The 18423-nt window shown below is 62.8% G+C and carries 15 protein-coding genes and 2 pseudogenes; 6 read left to right on the forward strand and 11 right to left on the reverse strand.

Annotation, left to right across the window (positions count from 1 at the left end):
- Nucleotides 1-83: 83 nt before the first annotated feature.
- The 5 genes from IVA78_RS17235 to IVA78_RS17255 all read right to left on the reverse strand — a co-directional run bounded on the left by IVA78_RS17235 (nucleotide 84) and on the right by IVA78_RS17255 (nucleotide 5265).
- Entirely contained in the window at nucleotides 84-950 is an 867-nt protein-coding gene (locus tag IVA78_RS17235; protein ID WP_247466678.1) for a 3-keto-5-aminohexanoate cleavage protein, read from the reverse strand.
- A gap of 213 nt (nucleotides 951-1163) precedes the next feature.
- Entirely contained in the window at nucleotides 1164-1964 is an 801-nt protein-coding gene (locus IVA78_RS17240; RefSeq protein WP_247466681.1) for an AraC family transcriptional regulator, read from the reverse strand.
- Nucleotides 1965-2179: 215 nt separating this feature from the next.
- Nucleotides 2180-2836 carry a glutathione S-transferase family protein gene (locus IVA78_RS17245; protein ID WP_247466684.1) on the reverse strand — a complete coding sequence of 219 codons (657 nt, stop codon included), beginning with the start codon at nucleotides 2834-2836 and terminating at the stop codon, nucleotides 2180-2182.
- Nucleotides 2836-3999 carry an acyl-CoA dehydrogenase family protein gene (locus tag IVA78_RS17250; protein ID WP_247466687.1) on the reverse strand — a complete coding sequence of 388 codons (1164 nt, stop codon included), beginning with the start codon at nucleotides 3997-3999 and terminating at the stop codon, nucleotides 2836-2838. The genes IVA78_RS17245 and IVA78_RS17250 overlap by 1 nt, the downstream gene beginning before the upstream one ends.
- A gap of 129 nt (nucleotides 4000-4128) precedes the next feature.
- Complete coding sequence (locus IVA78_RS17255; RefSeq protein ID WP_247466690.1) at nucleotides 4129-5265, reverse strand: acyl-CoA dehydrogenase family protein; 1137 nt, start codon at nucleotides 5263-5265, stop codon at nucleotides 4129-4131.
- Between the two features lie 262 nt (nucleotides 5266-5527).
- Between IVA78_RS17255 and IVA78_RS17260 the strand changes: the two genes are divergently transcribed.
- Nucleotides 5528-7078: a long-chain fatty acid--CoA ligase gene (locus tag IVA78_RS17260; RefSeq protein ID WP_247466693.1), complete on the forward strand. Its 1551-nt coding sequence runs from the start codon at nucleotides 5528-5530 to the stop codon at nucleotides 7076-7078.
- Between the two features lie 78 nt (nucleotides 7079-7156).
- Nucleotides 7157-8380: an ABC transporter substrate-binding protein gene (locus IVA78_RS17265; RefSeq protein ID WP_247466698.1), complete on the forward strand. Its 1224-nt coding sequence runs from the start codon at nucleotides 7157-7159 to the stop codon at nucleotides 8378-8380.
- Between the two features lie 80 nt (nucleotides 8381-8460).
- On the opposite strand, the pseudogene IVA78_RS17270 reads toward IVA78_RS17265, so the two are convergent.
- Nucleotides 8461-8583, reverse strand: a pseudogene (locus tag IVA78_RS17270) (transcriptional regulator); the annotation flags it as partial.
- Nucleotides 8584-8585: 2 nt separating this feature from the next.
- Here IVA78_RS17270 and IVA78_RS17275 point away from each other — a divergent pair.
- The 3 genes and pseudogenes from IVA78_RS17275 to IVA78_RS17285 form a co-directional block, all read left to right on the forward strand.
- Nucleotides 8586-8819, forward strand: a pseudogene (locus tag IVA78_RS17275) (sortase); the annotation flags it as partial.
- A gap of 171 nt (nucleotides 8820-8990) precedes the next feature.
- Nucleotides 8991-11210 (forward strand): acetate--CoA ligase family protein, encoded by a 2220-nt coding sequence (locus IVA78_RS17280; protein ID WP_247466702.1) that lies wholly within the window; start codon nucleotides 8991-8993, stop codon nucleotides 11208-11210.
- A 164-nt stretch (nucleotides 11211-11374) separates the two neighbouring features.
- On the forward strand, nucleotides 11375-12196 hold the full coding sequence (locus IVA78_RS17285; RefSeq protein ID WP_247466705.1) for an MlaD family protein: 822 nt from the start codon (nucleotides 11375-11377) through the stop codon (nucleotides 12194-12196).
- A gap of 278 nt (nucleotides 12197-12474) precedes the next feature.
- Here IVA78_RS17285 and IVA78_RS17290 read toward each other — a convergent pair whose 3' ends face one another.
- Together IVA78_RS17290 and IVA78_RS17295 are read right to left on the reverse strand one after the other, a co-directional pair.
- Nucleotides 12475-13977, reverse strand: a complete 1503-nt coding sequence (locus IVA78_RS17290) for an NAD(P)/FAD-dependent oxidoreductase (protein ID WP_247281939.1) — start codon at nucleotides 13975-13977, stop codon at nucleotides 12475-12477.
- Nucleotides 13978-14102: 125 nt separating this feature from the next.
- Entirely contained in the window at nucleotides 14103-14861 is a 759-nt protein-coding gene (locus IVA78_RS17295) for a trypsin-like serine protease (protein ID WP_247281940.1), read from the reverse strand.
- Nucleotides 14862-14983: 122 nt separating this feature from the next.
- Here IVA78_RS17295 and IVA78_RS17300 point away from each other — a divergent pair, with 122 nt between their 5' ends.
- Nucleotides 14984-15619 carry an HAD-IA family hydrolase gene (locus IVA78_RS17300; RefSeq protein WP_247281941.1) on the forward strand — a complete coding sequence of 212 codons (636 nt, stop codon included), beginning with the start codon at nucleotides 14984-14986 and terminating at the stop codon, nucleotides 15617-15619.
- A gap of 6 nt (nucleotides 15620-15625) precedes the next feature.
- Here the strand turns inward: IVA78_RS17300 and mtnA are convergent, their stop codons facing one another.
- From mtnA to IVA78_RS17315, 3 genes are all read right to left on the reverse strand, one after another.
- Nucleotides 15626-16732, reverse strand: a complete 1107-nt coding sequence (mtnA, locus tag IVA78_RS17305; RefSeq protein WP_247281942.1) for an S-methyl-5-thioribose-1-phosphate isomerase — start codon at nucleotides 16730-16732, stop codon at nucleotides 15626-15628.
- 18 nt (nucleotides 16733-16750) lie between these two features.
- Nucleotides 16751-17626, reverse strand: a complete 876-nt coding sequence (locus IVA78_RS17310; RefSeq protein ID WP_247281943.1) for an S-methyl-5'-thioadenosine phosphorylase — start codon at nucleotides 17624-17626, stop codon at nucleotides 16751-16753.
- 254 nt (nucleotides 17627-17880) lie between these two features.
- Entirely contained in the window at nucleotides 17881-18153 is a 273-nt protein-coding gene (locus IVA78_RS17315) for a phosphopantetheine-binding protein (protein WP_247281944.1), read from the reverse strand.
- Nucleotides 18154-18423: the final 270 nt, after the last annotated feature.

An 18423-nucleotide genomic window follows, 5' to 3' on the forward strand; every position in this document is an offset into this window, starting at 1 on the left:
GAAGCATCGAACCCGGAATCTCGAGGTTCTCAGGTGCGCAATTGGGCACCATGGTTCGCGCTTCGCGCGCCCCGGACCGACGTTCAGCGCTTCGTCCCAAAGATCTTCCGCGCCTCGGCGGGGCTTGCGATCTCGCGGCCGGCACGCCGGGCACAGGCAGCGACGGCTTCGATCAGCTGACCGTTCGACGTCACCTTCTTGCCGTCGGCGAGATAAAAGGTGTCTTCGAGACCGGTGCGTAGATGGCCGCCGAGCTCGGCGCAACGCTGGTGCAGCGGCCAGATCTCCTCGCGGCCGATGGCCGTGACCTGCCAATGCGCTTCGGGCCGCTTCAGCTTGAGCAGGATCGGCAACAGCTCGAGATCAGACGGCATGCCTGAGGCGACGCCCATCACGAAGTTATATTCGAGCGGCCCCTTGTACATGCCGACCTGGTGGTACATGCCGACGCAGCGGACGATGCCGACGTCGAAGCATTCGAACTCGGGAATGGTGCCGACCGCGTTCATGACATCGAGATAGTCCTTCACCTTCTCGACCGCGTTGTCGAACATCATCGGCGGCCAGGCCCAGCTGTTGTCAGCCTTGACCTTCAGATAGTTCAGCGAGCCGGCGTTGCAGGCCGCGATCTCCGGCTTCGTCTCACGAATGCAATCGAGCGCGCCTGAGTAGTTCGGCCCTGACACGCCCGAGGTGTGGTTGATGATCACGCCGGGGCAGGCCTCGCGAATCGCTTGCTGGATCTCCTTGCTGACGCTCACCTCCCAGGACGGCAAGTGGCCCTTGTTCGGCGCCTGCTGGCGCAGATGAATGTGCATGATGGACGCGCCGGCGTCGAACGCAGCCTTGGCCTCGCGCGCCATCTCTTCGGGCGTCACAGGCACGTTGTGCTGCTTCGGATCGGTCAGCACGCCGTTCAGCGCGCAGGTGATGACGGCCTTGTCGTTCATGCCTTGACGCTCATGACTTGGATGTCTCGCACGTTGAGAATTCAACGCTTCCGATCATGTGACGCGCGGCATGCGGCTTCTTGCGCGGAGAAGCTGGAAAACGACGAGCTTCGTAGGGTGGGCAAAGCGAAGCGTGCCCACCTCTTCTATCGCGATCCGGGACAGGTGGTGGGCATGGCGCATTGCACCTTTGCCCACCCTACGAGAGGGACGCTAACTCGCCTCGGCCATCCGCACCGTCTCGGTGCTGCGATAGATCGCGAGATCGCGTGAGCCGACGAAGATCGCGCGCGGCTTCAGGCCGTAGAAGCGGCGTATCGAGTGGCTGAAGTGGGTGGAATCGGGATAGCCGATGTCCTGCGCGAGATGGGCGAGGTTGAGGTCCTGGTTGGCGTAGTGCAAGAGATGCCGCGCACGCTTCCAGGCGCGGAAGGACCGGAACGAGATGCCGGTCTCTTCCTTGAACAGGTGCAGGAAGCGCGAGGCGGACAATCCCGCTTCGGCTGCGCAAGTATCGGCCGTGACCGGCTCGCCGGAGAAGCGCTCGATGCGCGCGACCGCGCGCATCACGCGCGGATCGAGCACGCGGCGCGGCAGTGCCTCGCCAAAACACATCTCGTCGAACTCGGCGGTGGTGATGTCGCCGTAGCGGCGCTGGCGAAGTAGCGCGTAGGCGGCGAGGATCTTGCGGGCATAGGCAGTCTTGTCCGGTCCCCGCAGCCGCCCGGCCAAAGCCTCGATCACACCATCCGGCATGCTCTCAGGCTCCAACGTCACGCTGATCACGCTGCGATAATCGCTGGCGATGGTGTGCCGCTGGTTGGGCAGGGTCACGATCAATTCGTCGGAGGTATGGACGTCCTCGATCGTCAGATGCAGGCTGCCCTTCACCGCGACATAGATATGGCAGCAGCCCGGGGTCCGCTTGCGGGGGCGGCCGAGCAGGCCGGCATAGAATACCCGTTCCGGCGTGATCAGCATCAAATGGTCGGATTCGCGACCTGTATCTTCCATTGGGGTCCTCCTCGCGCGGCTCTCTGGCCGCTGCGGACGGAGGTCACCTTAGCGGAAATTTGGGCGCTGTCACGATAGGATAGCGCTGTCAAAAGACACAGCCAGTCATTCCGGGGCGGTCCGCAGGACCGAACCCGGAACCCCGAGATTCTCAGATGCGCAACGATGCGCCGTAGCTCGATGCTGCGCACCGCCACGGAATGACGGGCTGAAGCTTACGCCCGCACCCGCGGTGCGACGTTCTGCTCGACGCCTGCCCTCTGTTCCGCAGCAACCGCGCGCTTGAAGCCGTCGCGTTGCTGCAGGCGCCCCCAATAGGCTGCGACATTTGGCCCGAAATCCTTGGCCAGTCCAATATTGTCGGCAAGGCGGAGGGCATAACCAATGACAATGTCAGCGGCTGTGAAGCGGCCGGCGCACAAGGTTTCGGCATTTGCGGTGGCTGCCTCAACGGCGCGCAAGCGTCCCAGGAACCATTTCGCATAGTCTCCGGCGACCTGCGGATTGCGGCGCTCCTCCGGCTCGAGCTGGGTGTACCGGAGCACCAGCGTTTGCGGGAAGGTCAGCGTGGCATCGCTGAAATACATCCAGTTCAGGAACGCGCCGTAGGCGGGATCTTCGGGGCCGACCATCAGCGGCGCCGGACCATATTTCATGCCGAGATAGTGGCAGATGCCGGAGGATTCGGTCATCCGCGTCTCGCCGTCGATCAGGAAGGGGATCGTGCCGAGCGGATTGATGCCGAGATAATCCTTCGCGAACACCCGCGGCGGGAACGGCAGCATCTTCAATTCATAGGACAGCCCCATCTCCTCCAGCATCCAGAGCGGGCGGAACGAGCGCGCGGCCTCGCAGTGGTAGAGCGTGATCATCACGTATTTCCTTTACTGCCGGGCAACGTGCCCATCATCTTGCAGAGGACCATCAGCATGACCTCGTCGGCACCGCCGCCGATCGAGGTCAGACGGCTGTCGCGATAGGCGCGGCTGACCGGCGTCTCGTTGGTAAAGCCCATTCCGCCCCAATATTGCAAGCAGGCGTCGGTGAGCTCACGGCCGAGTCGCCCGGCCTTCAGCTTGGCCATCGTGGCAAGCCTGGTGACGTCCTCGCCGGCGACCAGCTGCTCGGCGGCCCGATAGATCAGCGCGCGCAGCAGTTCGACCTCGGTCTGCATCTCCGCGAGCTTGAAGTGCACGACCTGATTGTCGAGGATCGACTTTCCGAACGCCTTGCGGTTGCGGGTGTATTCGATGGTCTGATCGATGATGTATTCATGCGCCTTCAGGCAGGCCGCCGCGCCCCAGAGCCGCTCCTCCTGGAACTGGATCATCTGGTAGGTGAAGCCTTTGCCCTCCTCACCGATCCGGTTGCGCTTGGGCACGCGGACATCGTCGAAGAAAATCTGCGCGGTGTCTGACGAGCGCATGCCCATTTTGTCGAGTTTTCGCGCGATTGTGACGCCCTTGCTCTTCATGGGGACGCAGATCAGCGACTTGTTGCGATGGACGGGCCCCTCGCCCGTATTGGCCAGCAGGCAGATCCAATCGGCTTGCGTGCCGTTGGTAATCCACATCTTGCCGCCATTGATGACGTAATCATCGCCATCCGAGCGTGCATTGGTCTTGATCGAGGCGACGTCCGATCCTGCGCCGGGCTCGGAGACGCCGATGCAGGCGACATAGTCTCCCGAGATCGACGGCGCCAGAAACTCGTGCCGCACCTCGTCCGAGCCGAACCGCGCCAGCGCCGGCGTCGCCATGTCGGTCTGCACGCCGATGGCCATCGGGACACCGCCGCAAGTGATGGCCCCGAGCTCCTCTGCCATCATCAGCGCGTAGGAGTAGTCGAGACCTGAGCCGCCGAACTCCACGGGCTTGTTCAATCCGAGAAAGCCGAGGCTGCCCATTTTCTTGAACAGCTCATGCGCCGGAAAGATGTCGGCCTTCTCCCATTCATCGACATGAGGGTTGATCTCATTGGCGATGAATTTCTGCAAGGACCGGCGGATGTCGTCATGGTCGGCGGTGAATAGCATGTCTTTCCCTTCGTCATTCCGGGACATCGCGGAGCGATGAGCCCGGAATCCATTCCCCTCCGGTAGTCGCTGCCCGATGGAATCCCGGCTCGCTCCGCTGCGCTTTGCGCCCCGGAATGACAGCCTCAATCACAACCCCATCTGCCTCGATGCCAGATCCTTCATGATCTCCTCGGTGCCGCCGCCAATGGCATTGACCTTGACCTCGCGGTAGATGCGCTCGGCCTTGATGCCGCGCATGAAGCCGGCGCCGCCGAAAATCTGCACCGCTTCCGAAGCGCAGAAGGCCATGGTTTGCGTCGCCTGATTCTTCATCATGCAGATTTCTGCGACCGGGCTTTCGCCCTGCTCGAGCCGCCAGGCCAGCATCTCCAGCATCGCCTGGGAGGCGGCAACCTTCTGCGCCATGTCGACGATCTTGTGGCGAATCACCTGATGCTGGGCGAGCGGCTTGCCGAAGGTCTTGCGATCCTTGGCATAGGCAATCGCCTCATCCAGGCAGACCCGGGCGAAGGCGGTGCAGCTCGCGGCCATGCCCATGCGCTCGCTGTTGAAGTTCTGCATGATGATCTTGAAGCCCTGACCTTCCTCGCCGATCAGATTTTCGGCGGGCACGCGGCATTCGTCGAAATGCAACGTCGCGGTGTCGGAAGCCCACCAGCCCATCTTCTTCAGCTTCGTGCGCGACAGGCCGGGCCTATTGCCCTCGATCAGCAGCAGGCTGACGCCGCCGGCGCCCTCGCCACCGGTACGCACCGCAACGGTCAGATAATCCGCACGCATCCCTGAGGTGATGAAGGTCTTCTCCCCGCTCACAACGTAGTGATCGCCGTCGCGCCGCGCCCGGGTGCGCAGGTTCGCGACATCGGAGCCGCCGCCCGGCTCGGTGATGGCGAGCGCTGAAATCTTCTCGCCAGCGAGGATTTGCGGCAGCACACGCGCCCTGATCTCGGGGCGCGCCGCGCGGGCGATCGGCGGCGAGCCGATAGTGTGGCTCATCAGGCTGGCACTGACACCGCCGGCACCAGCCTGCGCGAGCTCCTGGCTCGCCACGATCTTCATGAACTGGTCGGCGGCGATCCCGCCATATTCCTCCGGGAATCCGAGCCCCAACAGGCCGATCGCGGCCGCCTTGCGATAGAGCGCGCGGGGGAATTCGCCGGCTTCGTCCCATTCATGGGCGAAGGGCGCGATCTCCTTCTCGACGAAGCGGCGCATGACATCGCGAAAGGCGTCATGCTCCGCAGTGTAGAACGGGCTCTTCATGGCACTCTCGCCTCGTACGGATTCGCCTCGGCCAGCATGGCCGGAACTTTGTTGGTTTCACTTGCGCCAAGTGGCTGGCCGGAGAGGGCCAGTCCTCTTCAAGCCGCCAGCAACTTGACGCAAGACGATTTTCGCTCCTCGCAGGCCAACTCCGGATCAAAAATATTGTGCACACAACTCCGGCTGGCCCAGCAAGGCCACGCCGGGCCTGGTGCATGGCAATAAATAACATAGCGACGCAAGAGCGCCGAGGGAGGGATATTTGGCCGTTCGTTACTACGACTGGATCGCTCATCATGGCCGGCGCACGCCCGGCAAGGTGGCGGTCATCGACCTCGCGAGTGAGCGCCGCTTCACCTATTCGCAGCTCGATGCCCGTGTCTCGCGCCTCGCCTCATTCCTGCGCCACACGCTCAACGTCTCGCGCGGTGACCGCGTCGCGGTGCTGGCGCTGAACACCACCGATACGCTGGAGGTGCAGTTCGCCTGCGGGCGGCTCGGCGCCATCTTCGTGCCGCTGAATACCCGCCTCACCATTCCCGAGCTCCAGTTCATCACGGGCGACTGCGCGCCGAAGGTGATGATCCACGACGCCGACCTGGCCGAGACGGCGCTGAGCGTGGCCAAGCTCTGCGGTGTCGCGACCAGCCTGCTGCTCGGCCCCGGCGGGTCCTATGAAGCTGGCATCGCCGCCGCCAAACCGCTCGACCGCGGCGAAGAAGTGACGCTCGATGACGTCTCGACCATCATGTACACGTCGGGCACGACCGGACATCCGAAGGGCGCGACCATCACCCATGGCATGACCTTCTGGAATTGCGTCAATCTCGGCGGCCCGGCCTGCATCGGACCGTCCTCGGTGCTGCTCACCGTGCTGCCGCTGTTCCACACCGGTGGTCTCAATTGCTACACCAATCCGGTGCTGCATGCCGGCGGCACGGTGATGATCATGCGCGCCTTCGATCCCGGCACTGCGCTCGGTCTCATCAACGATCCCGCGCAGGGCATCAACGTCTTCTTCGGCGTGCCCGCGATCTACCAGTTCATGGCGCAACACCCCGCCTTCGCGACCACCGATCTCAGCCGGCTGATCGTCGGCGGTGTCGGCGGCGCGCCGATGCCGGTGGCGCTGCTGAAAGTGTGGGAAGCGCGCGGCGTCGCGCTTCAGCAGGGCTATGGCATGACCGAGACATCGCCGGCCGTGCTGGTGCTCGATCGCGAGGATGCTGCGCGCAAGGCCGGCTCCGCTGGCAAGCCGGTGCTGCACACCGAGGTCCGCATCGTGCGACCCGACGGCAGCGATGCCGATGTCGGCGAGCTCGGCGAACTCTGGGTCAAGGGGCCCAACATCACGCCCGGTTACTGGAACAGGCCGGAAGCAAACAAGACGTCGTTTACGGACGGCTGGCTGCATACGGGCGATGCCACACGCGTCGATGAGGAAGGTTTCTACTACATCGTCGACCGCTGGAAGGACATGTACATTTCCGGCGGCGAGAACGTCTATCCGGCCGAGGTCGAGAACGTCCTGCATCAACTCAACGCCATCGCGGAAGCCGCAGTGATCGGGATTCCCGATCCACAATGGGGCGAAGTGGGCCTTGCCATCGTTGCGGTCAAGCCGGGCCAGAAGCTGACCGAGGTCGAGGTTTTCGCACATTGCGCCGCCAACCTCGCGCGCTTCAAATGCCCGCGCCAGATCCGCTTCGTCGAGGCGCTGCCGCGCAACGCCACCGGCAAGATCCACAAACCGGCCTTGCGCAAGGAGTTCTCGGTGGCTTCCGAAGTCGACGAGAAAGTCGCCACCGCCTGACCAAAGCGCGCCCTTCGTGGGCGCTTTTTCTTTTCGAAGTGCCTGCTCCAACCCACAAGAAAGCCCCAAGGAATTGCCATGAAAAACAAGAAACTTGCCCTGCTCGCCGCGGCAGCGGCACTGTCATTGCTCTCGGTACAAGGTGCCTACGCGCAAAAGAAATACGACACCGGTGCCAGCGACACCGAGATCAAGATCGGCAATGTCGAAGCCTATTCCGGTCCGGCTTCCGCCTACGGCATCATCGGCAAAACCGAGGAAGCCTATTTCAAGATGATCAACGACCAGGGTGGCATCAACGGCCGCAAGATCAACTGGATCTCCTATGATGACGGCTATTCGCCGCCCAAGACCGTCGAACAGGTTCGCAAGCTGATCGAGAGCGATGAGGTGTTCCTGGTCTTCAACGCGCTGGGCACCCCGACCCAGACCGCCGTGCAGAAATATCACAACGCCAAGAAGGTGCCGCAGCTCTTCCTTGCAACAGGCGCCAGCAAATGGAACGACCCGAAGGGTTTTCCCTGGACCATGGGCTTTCAGCCGAGCTACCGGGTCGAGGCCCGGATCTTCGCTAAGTACATCTTGCAGACGAAGCCCGATGCCAAGGTCGCGATCTTCTATGCCAATGATGATTTCGGCAAAGACTACGTCGCCGGCATCAAGGAGATCTTCGGCGAAAAAGCCTCTTCGCTGATCGTGGCGGAGGAGAGCTACGAGACCACCGAGCCGTCGATCGATTCCCACATCGTCAAGCTGAAGGGCACCGGCGCCAATGTCCTTGTCAATATCTCGACGCCGAAATTCGCGGCGCAGGCGATCAAGAAGATCGCCGAGCTTGAATGGAAACCGATGCATGTGATGACCGACGTGTCGATCTCGATCGGCGCGGTGATGAAGCCCGCCGGCCTCGATGCTTCGGAAGGCGTGCTGTCTGCGACCTATTTGAAGGACGCGTCCGACCCGCAATGGAAGGAAGACGAGGGCATGAAGAAGTTCATGGCCTTTATCGACAAGTACATGCCGGGCGCCAACGTCTCCGATACCAATCTCGTCTACGGCTACGCCGCCGCGCAGACCCTGGTCCAGACGCTGAAGCAGTGCGGGGACGAGCTGACCCGGGAGAACGTGATGAAGCAGGCTGCCAGCCTAAAGGGCTTTGCGCCGGATACGCTGATCCCCGGCATCAAGATCAACACCGGCGCCAACGATTTCGCGCCGATCGAGCAGCTCAAGATGATCCGCTTCAAGGCTGGTCAGTGGGAACTGTTCGGGGATATCATCAGCGCGGAAACGGGCGGCTAATCCGCATCAGCTCGACATGCCCAAGCAAGATAGCGGCCGAAAGGGCCGCTATCTTTGGCGCGAATGCATTCAAAGCGTGGCTACCCCGGCAGGAAGAGCGCGAAGCGCTCCTCCACCGCGCGTCGCAGGTGCTTACGATACAAAGCTTGATTGGCGTCATCGGGCCCGATCCTTCCCAAAGACGGCTTCGGGAGGTTCTTGAGCGCGGTTCTTGCGGAATGTTGCCGTTGACGACGCGATCGACATCAGCCGCCGGGATGGCAGGCACTTTCGCTATCGCATCGACTCAGCGGCGGTGGTGCATTTCGATGTATCGGGCATCGACCCCGCGACACAGCGCTTTGAACTGGTGCTGACCACATGTTGGCCGTTCGATGCCGTCGTGGCCGGTCCGGAGCGCTACATCCTGCACGCCGTCTTGATTGATGCCGGCAGCTAGATTTTCAATCCGCTCGAAGATGCTGCTAAGGTGCCGGCCCGCGATGCGTGGAGCAACCGACGGATCGCCATTCCGTCATACGGCATACCTTTCTGATGGTTGCCACTGCGGCGAACTCGCCATAGAAAAGCGTGACGCGCCACCAAAAACAAGAACAGGTGAGGTCACGCCATGGAAGCTCAGGTGTCCGCTGCGTCGGTTTGTCTCCATCGATGGTCTCCCCCACCCGACGCCAGCGACGTGGTCAAGGGCATCCATGCCATGCTGCACCCGCGCAACATCGTGCTGGTGGGCGCGACCGACAAGCCCGGCAACTATGCCGAGCGCATCTGGAACAATCTGATCAAGTACGGCTACGAGGGCGGGCTCTATCCGGTCAACGCCAGGCGCGACACCATCTGGGATGTCCCTTGCTACAAGGACTTTGCCAGTCTTCCCGAGCAGCCCGATCACGTCCTGGTGCTGGTGCCGGCGCGCTCTGCGGTGCAGGTGATCCGCGATGCCGCCGCGGCCGGCGCGCGTTCGGCCACCATCGTCACCTCGGGCTTCAGCGAGTTGCAGGACGACGACAGTCAGAAGCTCGCCGCCAAATTGCAAGCAGCCGTGCGCGAGACGGGACTTGCGGTCACGGGACCGAACTGTCTCGGCAATTTGAGTGCCGGCGAAAAGCTCTTCACCAATATCGACGATCGTATCGTCACCATGGAGCAGGGGCCGGTGGCGATCGCCGGACAATCCGGCGCCATCGTCATGGCGATCCGCCAGGCGCTGGAGGACCGGGGTGTCGGCGTCGGCTACATGGTGACGACCGGCAATGAGGCCGGGCTCGAGACGCCGGACCTGATGCGCTATTTCGCCGAGGACCCGAGCATCAAGGTGATCGTCGTCTATCTCGAAGGCGTGCGCAATACCAAGGCGTTCCGCGACGCGTGCAAGGCGGCGCGCGCCGCGAGCAAGCCCGTGATCGCGCTCAAGCTCGGCGCGTCGGAGGGCGGCCGCGCTGCGGCGATGGCGCATACCGGTGCACTCGCCGGGTCGATCGAGACATTCGATGCCATTGCAACCCGCGAAGGCGTGATTCGGGTCGGTGGGCTCGACGAGCTGATCGAGACCACCGAGTGCTTCGTCCACGCCGTGGCACCCAGAGGCGACCGGCTCGCCGCGGTCACCTTGTCCGGCGGCAAGCGCGGCATGCTGATCGACGCTTTCTATGCCGTGGGCTTGAACTTCGCGCCGCTGAGCCCCCATGTCAGCTCGGAGCTGGCAAAGATGCTCGGCCCGGGCTCGATCGTCGGCAATCCACTCGATGCAGGGTTTGCCGCCGTGGTCGATCCCTCCGTCTACATGAGGTCGATCAAGCTGATGATCGACGATCCCGATATGGACGTCGTCATCATCGACGCTGAGCTGCCGAAGGCGCCGCACGAGCTGCGCGAGCGCAATCTCCGCATCGTCAATGAGATGGCGAGCAGGGCCGCAAAGCCCGTGATCTATATCAGCGCGATGTCGATCGGCTTCACCGAGTTCACCAAAGCGCTGCGCAAATCGCTGCCGCATCTGGCGGTGATGCAGGGCATGGACCACGCGGTGACCGCGATCAAGTCGCTGCTCGATTACGCAAAGCTGCGCAAAGAAGTGCCGGACATCGTCTCACGCTCCAAGCCGGGCGCACGTGCCGTGCTCGAGAAGACGCTGAAGTCGGCGAGCGGCGCCGCGCTCGACGAGGTTGCCTCCAAGAAGCTCCTGAAAGCATACGGCATCCCGATCTCGAAGGAGGCAATTGCGCAGACGGCGGCGGAAGCCGTGACGATCGCCAAGCAGATCGGTTTCCCGGTTGTCGCTAAAGTCGTTAGCGCCGAGATCCTCCACAAATCCGACATCGGTGGCGTGGTGCTGAACCTCAACAGTGCCGCCGAGGTGAAGAAGGCGTTCGCCGACATCACGGCTCGGGTAGAGAAGCTGAAGGGCAAGCCCAAGCTCGACGGCATCCTGATCGCGCAGCAGGTCAGGGCCGAGCTCGAACTCGTCGTCGGCGCCTCGCTCGATGCCGAAATGGGGCCGGTCGTGCTGTTCGGCACCGGCGGCATCGACATTGAGCTGATGAAAGACGTCGCACTCGCCGGCGCGCCGCTGGACGAGGCCGAGGCGCGGCTCCTGATCGGTCGCACCAAGGCCGGAGTCAAGATGCGCGGCTATCGCGGCAGGCCGACGCTGCACGAGACCTCCGCAGTGAAGGCGCTCGTCGGCCTGTCCAGCCTGATCGCAGACGCCGGCGACCGGATCGCCTCGATCGACATCAACCCGTTCCTGATCAACACCAAGACGGGCGTGGCCGTCGATGCCCTCATCGTCCTGAACAACGCTGCGGCAAAGCGCGCGGCCGGGCATTGAGATGAGGTAGAGCCGGGTTAGCGGAGCGTAATCCCCCAATTTGCGCTCCTGCATGGGAGAGACGTGGCGGGTTACGCTTCGCTAACCTGCCCTACGTAACATGCGGCCAAAGTCCATCCGGGCTGCTTCCAACTTCTCCGCTTTGGCCGTAAAATCCTCCCTGCATGGCACGCGCGAGCAATCTCGTGATCGGAACGGCGACGCTGGCGGCGATCGCCGTGGCGTTCGGCGTCCTGCTCGGCGTGCAGAAATGGCGCACCATCCAAAGCCGCAGCCAGTTGCGCGTGGTGTTCGAAGGCGGCTCCGCCAGCGGACTGCGTCGCGGCGGGCCGGTCAATTTCGACGGTGTGCCTGCGGGCCAGATCTTGTCGATCAAGCTGGACAGTCCCGGCAGGATCGTGGCGCTCGTGATGCTCGACAACACCGCACCGATCCGCAAGGACACCGTCGCAGGCATCGAGTTCCAGGGTCTCACGGGCGTTGCCGCGATCTCGCTGATCGGGGGCGCCCCCTCCGCGCCGCCGGTGCCGCTGGACTTGGACGGCATTCCCATACTGACCGCCGATCTCAGTGACGCCGAGTCCATCGTCGATGCCCTGCACAGCGTCGACCGTACGATCGTGAGCAACGCCCCTGCAATCAAGGAGGGCCTGCGCACATTCGAGAACTACACCGCGGATCTCAGGGGCAAGGGCGGCGAAATCGACTCCGTCATGGCGAAGGTCGACAGCGCCTTCGCGGACTTCGACAAGGCCGTCACGAAGATCGAGGGCGTGGTGCCCGGCTTCGTCGACGGCAAGGCCGACGAGCTGTTCGAGAAGATACAGGGATTGCACGAGCTCGCCGACACCATGAAGAAGAAATCGGCAAGCTACCTCGAGGACATCCGCCGTTCGCTGCTCGACGTCAGCGAGACCGCCAACAAGATGGCGGGAACGCCCATGGCGCCGCGGCCGCCGCGAAGGCCTGAGCAGCAGAAGCGGTGACCTCTTCGTTATCCTTGCTGAAGGAAGGTCACCGCGACTGCTGCGACCAAGACTAATCTTGGCCAGAATGCCCGGCGAGTTGCCGTGACACTCCGACGCGAGCAACTGGCTCGCTCGTTGGCCGCCAGGCCAAGGCCCTTCCACTTAGCCGCGGCACCGCCCGATGGAAGGCCGCTTACATTCACGGCCGATCGTGTGACGTGCGCCTGTGACGGCCGATGCTCGGCGCGCCCTATACGGCTTTACAATCGTGGCGTGCCGCTGCTCCCGCAATCCCCTCACCCATACACAAACGCCGCATCGTCCAGGTCCGTCTTCGGAATCTCGTCCTTCTCGGTCCAGTAGTCCTGACTGTGCTGCCATTCTGGCTTGTCGCCGCGCTTCGGCAACAGGTCCATATTGCGTATCATGTATCCGGGGTTGAAGTTTTCCGGATCGATCCAGGGCAGGATCGGCATGTTGTGGTCTTCGGGGCGCAATCTCACCTCGACCTTCTTTGCGCCTTTGCCCTTCATATGGCTGAGCAGCCGACAGACGAAATCGGCGACAAGGTCGACGCGCAGCGTCCAGCTCGCGCGGAAATAGCCGAACACCCAGACCATGTTCGGCACACCCGTGAACATCATGCCGCGATAGGTGACGGTGTCGCCGAAGGCGAGCGGCTTGCCGTCGATCTCGAAGGCGATGTCGCCCAGGGCGGCCAGGTTGAAGCCGGTCGCGGTGACGATGACGTCGGCTTCGAGCAGCTTGCCGGATTTGAGCTGGATGCCGTTCTCGGCGAAGCACTCGATCTCGTCGGTAACGACCGAGGCCTTGCCGCTGGCAATCCCCTTGAACAGATCGGCATCCGGCACGAAGGCGATGCGCTGCCGCCACGGCCGGTACTTTGGCGTGAAATGGGTCTCGACGTCGTAGTCGGGGCCGAGGACCGCGCTGATTTGACCGATCAGCTCCTTCTTCACCTGCTCCGGCTTGGAGACGCAAAGCTTGGTGAATGCATCCTGCTCGAACAGAATCTTGCGCCGGACGATCTCATGAATCCATTCCTCGTCGACTTGAAGCCTGCGCAGCTCCTCCGCGATTTCGATGGCGTTGCGACCGAGCCGGAAATAGGTCGGCGAGCGCTGCAGCATCGTGACATGCGCGCACTTGTCCGCGATGTTCGGAACAAGTGTTGCCGCGGTCGCGCCGGAGCCGATCACGATCACCTTCTTGCCCGTGAGATCGACGTCGTCGGGCCATGTCTGCGGATGGACGATGCGGCCCTTGAACCGGTCCATCCCCTTCCATTCTGGCGTGTAACCCTCCGAATGCCGGTAATAGCCCTGGCACATCCAGAGGAAGTTTGCGGTGAAGGTCTTCGGCTCGCCGGTGTCGGTCGCTACCGCCTCGATGGTCCAGAGACTTTGCTCACTCGACCAGCTCGCGGAATTGATCTTGTGCTTGTAGCGAATGTGCTTCGCGAGATCGTTCTCTTCGATCACCTCGTTCATGTAGGCGAGGATCTCTTCGGCGGTCGCGATCGGCGGTCCGACCCAGGGCTTGAAGCGATAGCCGAAGGTGTGGAGATCGCTGTCCGAACGGATACCGGGATAACGATGTGTGATCCATGTGCCGCCGAAGCTCGCCTGCGTCTCCAGAATGACGAAGCTCGTGCCCGGAAGCTGCTTGGTGAGATGATAGGCGCTGCCGATGCCGGAGATGCCGGCGCCGACGATCAGCACGTCGAAATGTTCGGAAGCTTGCTTGGTAGCGGTGTGACCGCGAACAGCGACATTCATTGTTGCTTGTTGCCTTGCTCGTTTTTCGTGGCCGGCCTTGACTGGACGGCGCGTTTCCTCCGCGACAGGCAGTGTCGCCCATCGCGCTTCCGTTTCAACATGACATAGATCCGGTCGCGGTCAAATCACAGTGCCGCACCCCAGCTCCGTGCGGTCTGCAAGATCCAATCCCGGTAGAGCGTGAGCGGAGTGACCCCGGTCAACCCGCCGCAACCTGCGGCGCCGTTCGGCCCGGTCGACCAACTGACGACGCCAACGAGCACGGCACCGTTCGGCTTGTCCTCGAACACCGGTCCGCCGGAATCGCCGGTACAAGCGCCGATTCCGTCACGAACACCGTTGGTTAGGGGATCAACTAGCCGGATCTGCAGCGTGCCGGGCTGGCCGGTGGCGACCAGCGCAGCCACACGCGTAATGCCACCGCTCTTGCCATCACCGCGAACTGTGACGCCGACGCCGGCGATGGTAAAGCGGCTGCCGACGCGGATTGGAATATCCGGTGCACCGACCGGCACCGTCGATTTTCCCTTCAGTGGAATTTCCAGTTGCAGCAGTGCCACGTCGGCGGTCGCCCGATGCGCCTGCATCGCCTGCATGTTGAAATTCGGATGGATCGCGACAGAACGGACGTTCAGCAATTGCGGCTGGCCGTCGCCGCCGCGATCGACAATCTTGTAGTCCGCGCCGGGCTGCACGCAGTGAGCGACCGTCAGCACCAGCTTCGGTGCAATCAGGCTGCCGGTGCAAAAATTGCCGCGCGAGCCAACGATGGTGACGATGGCGCGCGCGACACCCTCCGCTTGCGGCGTGCCGCCGCCGACGATGGCGCGAGCAGGCGTGGCGAGCAGCAGAATGGCGGTGATGAATGTCGCAATTGTCTTCATGGGAACACGTCTGGCAGGCCCTTCGGTCAAGGGGCGGAGTTTGCTTCAGGCTGGCCCTTGCCGATAGCGCGTGCTAGCCGTCTTGTCAGCCATCCTGGCACTGAATTGACGAGGACGGGACCTTGACGATCGAGGCTGTGATCTTTGATTTTGGCGGCGTGTTGACGAGCTCACCGTTCGAGGCGTTCGCCCGGTTCGAGACCGAGCGTGGCCTGCCCATCGACATCATACGGCGCACCAACGCCGCCAACCATCTGGAAAATGCCTGGGCCAAGTTTGAACGCGCCGAGGTGGATATCGACACGTTCGATCTTTTGTTCGCCGAGGAATCACGAGCGCTTGGCGCAGAAGTGCGCGGGCGCGACGTGCTGCCGCTGCTCCAGGGCGATCTGCGTCCCGAGATGGTCGAGGCGCTGAAGCGCATCAAGGCGCAATTCAAGACCGGCTGCATCACCAACAACCTGCCGGCCAACGCCATCGGCAGCCTGACGGGACGCACGCTCTACATTGCCGAGGTGATGGCACTGTTCGATCACGTCATCGAGTCCGCCAAAATCGGCCTGCGCAAACCCGATCCACGCATCTACCGGCTGATGGTCGAGACGCTGAAGGTTGATCCCAACAATTGCGTTTATCTCGACGATCTCGGCGTCAATCTCAAGCCGGCTCGCGAGATGGGCATGACCACGATCAAGGTCACCAGCGGGGCCCAGGCCATCGCCGAGCTCGAGGTCGCGACGGGGTTGAAGCTCTGCTAGTCCAACCTATTCTGCAGCGGAGGCGATCCGCTCCGGAAACGCGGCCGCGAGCGAGGCGCGGTCGGGCTTCAGCACGCCGCGCTCGGTGATGAGGCCGGTCACGAGCCGCGCCGGTGTCACATCGAATGCATAATTCGCGACCGGGGAGCCCTCCGGCACGATGCGCACCGTCTCCAGTCTCCCATCCGCGGTGCGGCCGGTCATGTCGGTGACCTCAGAGCCACTGCGCTGCTCGATCGGGATGTCACGGATGCCGTCATGGACGGCGAAATCGATCGTCGGCGACGGCAGCGCCACGTAGAACGGCACACCGTTGTCGTGCGCGGCGAGCGCCTTCAGATAGGTGCCGATCTTGTTGCAGACGTCGCCATTGGCAGCGACGCGGTCGGTGCCGACGATGGCGAGGTCGACCATGCTGTGCTGCATCAGATGGCCACCGGTATTGTCCGGGATCACCGTGTGCGGCACGCCGTGATGGCCGAGCTCCCAAGCCGTGAGCGAGGCGCCCTGATTGCGCGGGCGGGTCTCGTCGACCCAGACATGGATCTTGATGCCGCGCTCATGCGCAAGATAGATCGGCGCCGTCGCGGTGCCCCAGTCGACCGTCGCAAGCCAGCCGGCGTTGCAATGAGTGAGAACGTTGACCGTATCGCCCGGCTTCTTCGCCGCGATCGCCTCGATCAGCTTCAGGCCGTTGCCGGCAATGCCGCGGTTGATTTCGACGTCCTGCTCGACGATCTCGTCGGCGCGCGCGTAGGCCGCCTCCGCCCGTTCAACCGGATCGATCGGTGCGAGCCTCGCGCGCATCTCGTCCAGCGCCCATTTCAGATTGATCGCGGTCGGCCGCGCCACGACGAGCGTGTCATAGGCACGCTTCAGGCCGGCGTCGGAGGCGTCCTCGCGCATCGCGAGCGCGATGCCGTAAGCGGCGGTGGCGCCGATCAGCGGCGCGCCGCGCACCAGCATGTCGCGGATGGCGACCGCCGCCTCCTCGCATGACGTCAGCTCCGCAACAACAAACTCGTGGGGCAACCTGCGCTGGTCGATCGCGCCGACCGACCAGCCGTCGCGCTGGCGCCAGATGCTGCGAAAATGCTTGCCGTCGACCTTCATGGCATTCTGCCTTTCGTCTCAACCGCGCAGGATGCGCCCCGCCACCGCATCGAGTTTCTTCAAAAGCTCGGGATCCCGGGCCTCGTGCGCCGTGATCAGGGCGGTGTCGAGCGCGCGATCCGAGCCGATCGGGCACGGCTCATGTTCGCGCGGAAAATCCCTTGCCAGCCGCGCGACCAGCGCCTTCGCCTTGTCGGCGTTCGAATTCAGCACACGGATGATGTCCTGCACGGTCACGGCATCGTGGTCGGGATGCCAGCAGTCGAAATCCGTCACCATCGCAACGGTGGCATAGCAAATTTCGGCTTCCCGCGCGAGCTTGGCCTCGGGCATGTTGGTCATGCCGATCACGGAATAGCCCAGCGTCTTGTAAGTCATGCTCTCCGCATAAGTGGAGAATTGCGGCCCCTCCATGCAGACATAGGTGCCGCTACGCGCGATTGCGATCCCCTCGGCTTCGGCCGCTGCGGCAAGATGGATTCGCAGCCGTGGCGAGACCGGATGGGCCATCGAGACATGGGCGACGCAGCCGCGGCCGAAGAACGAGCTCTCGCGCTTGTGGGTGCGGTCGACGAACTGATCGACCAGCACGAAGGTGCCGGGCGGAAGTTCCTCCCTGAAGGAGCCGCAGGCCGACAGCGAGATCAGGTCGGTGACACCTGCGCGCTTCAGGACGTCGATATTGGCGCGGTAGTTGATGTCGGAGGGCGACAGTCGGTGTCCCTTGTCGTGCCGCGGAAGGAACACGATCGGCAAGCCGGCGATGGAGCCGCGGCGCAGGGGCGCTGACGGCTCGCCCCAGGGGCTCTTGATCTCCTCTTCGTGCGCACCCTCTAGGCCCGGCAGATCATAGATGCCGGAACCGCCGATGATGCCCAATACCGCCTGCGTCATGCCTGCTCCATCCCATCCGCCACGTGCGACATGGTCAAGCTATGCCAGTTTTGCGCCAGATTTGGAACGGGGTGGTGGTGTGGTCAGGAAACGGGCGCTATCGCCACGCCATCGGTGTCGCCTTGGCGAAAGCAGGACCCATACTGCGACGTCTATCGGTTGCGAACGGTCTTTGTCCCGAACGACCGGTCTCCGCAAAACTGCTCCCTGGGAAATGGGTCTTGGCTTTCGCCAGAACGACCGCAGTGGTTCAACTAAGCTGCGTTCGCCGGCTGCAGCTGAGCTGCGATCATCCGCTCCAGCGTCTCGACGGTCTGGAAATTCTCCGGCGTGATTTCGGCTTGCGGGATGGTGAAGTCGAACTCGGCCTCGACGCCGAGCATCAGATTGACCATGTCCATCGAGGTCAGGCCGACATCGACGAGCTTCGCCGATGGCGTGATGTCCGCCGTGAGCGAGTTCTGTTCGATGATGCCCTTCACCAGCTTGATGATGCGATTGCGCATGTCGGTATTGAAAGCCTGCATCGGCAAATTCCCATCTGTCTATCGGAGGCGGACCGGACTGCCGGCTACGATGGGCACGGCCAGTCGATCCCGCAATGGGCGCGAGGATTACTTCGTCCTTCTTAGTAAACGATGACTCAGATTGACTAAAATTTGGAGGGCTCTTCCAGAATCCTAACGGGTCCGCTGAATTTCGGCCCCCTCCAACAACCTGACCTTAACTGTTCGTTCGGAATTGGGCTTTGTTTACCCTCTATTTCATCGACGAATTTGAATTAAATCCGTAGCCTC

The organism is Bradyrhizobium sp. 137, assembly GCF_023074095.1.
In the GTDB taxonomy this organism is placed as follows: domain Bacteria; phylum Pseudomonadota; class Alphaproteobacteria; order Rhizobiales; family Xanthobacteraceae; genus Bradyrhizobium.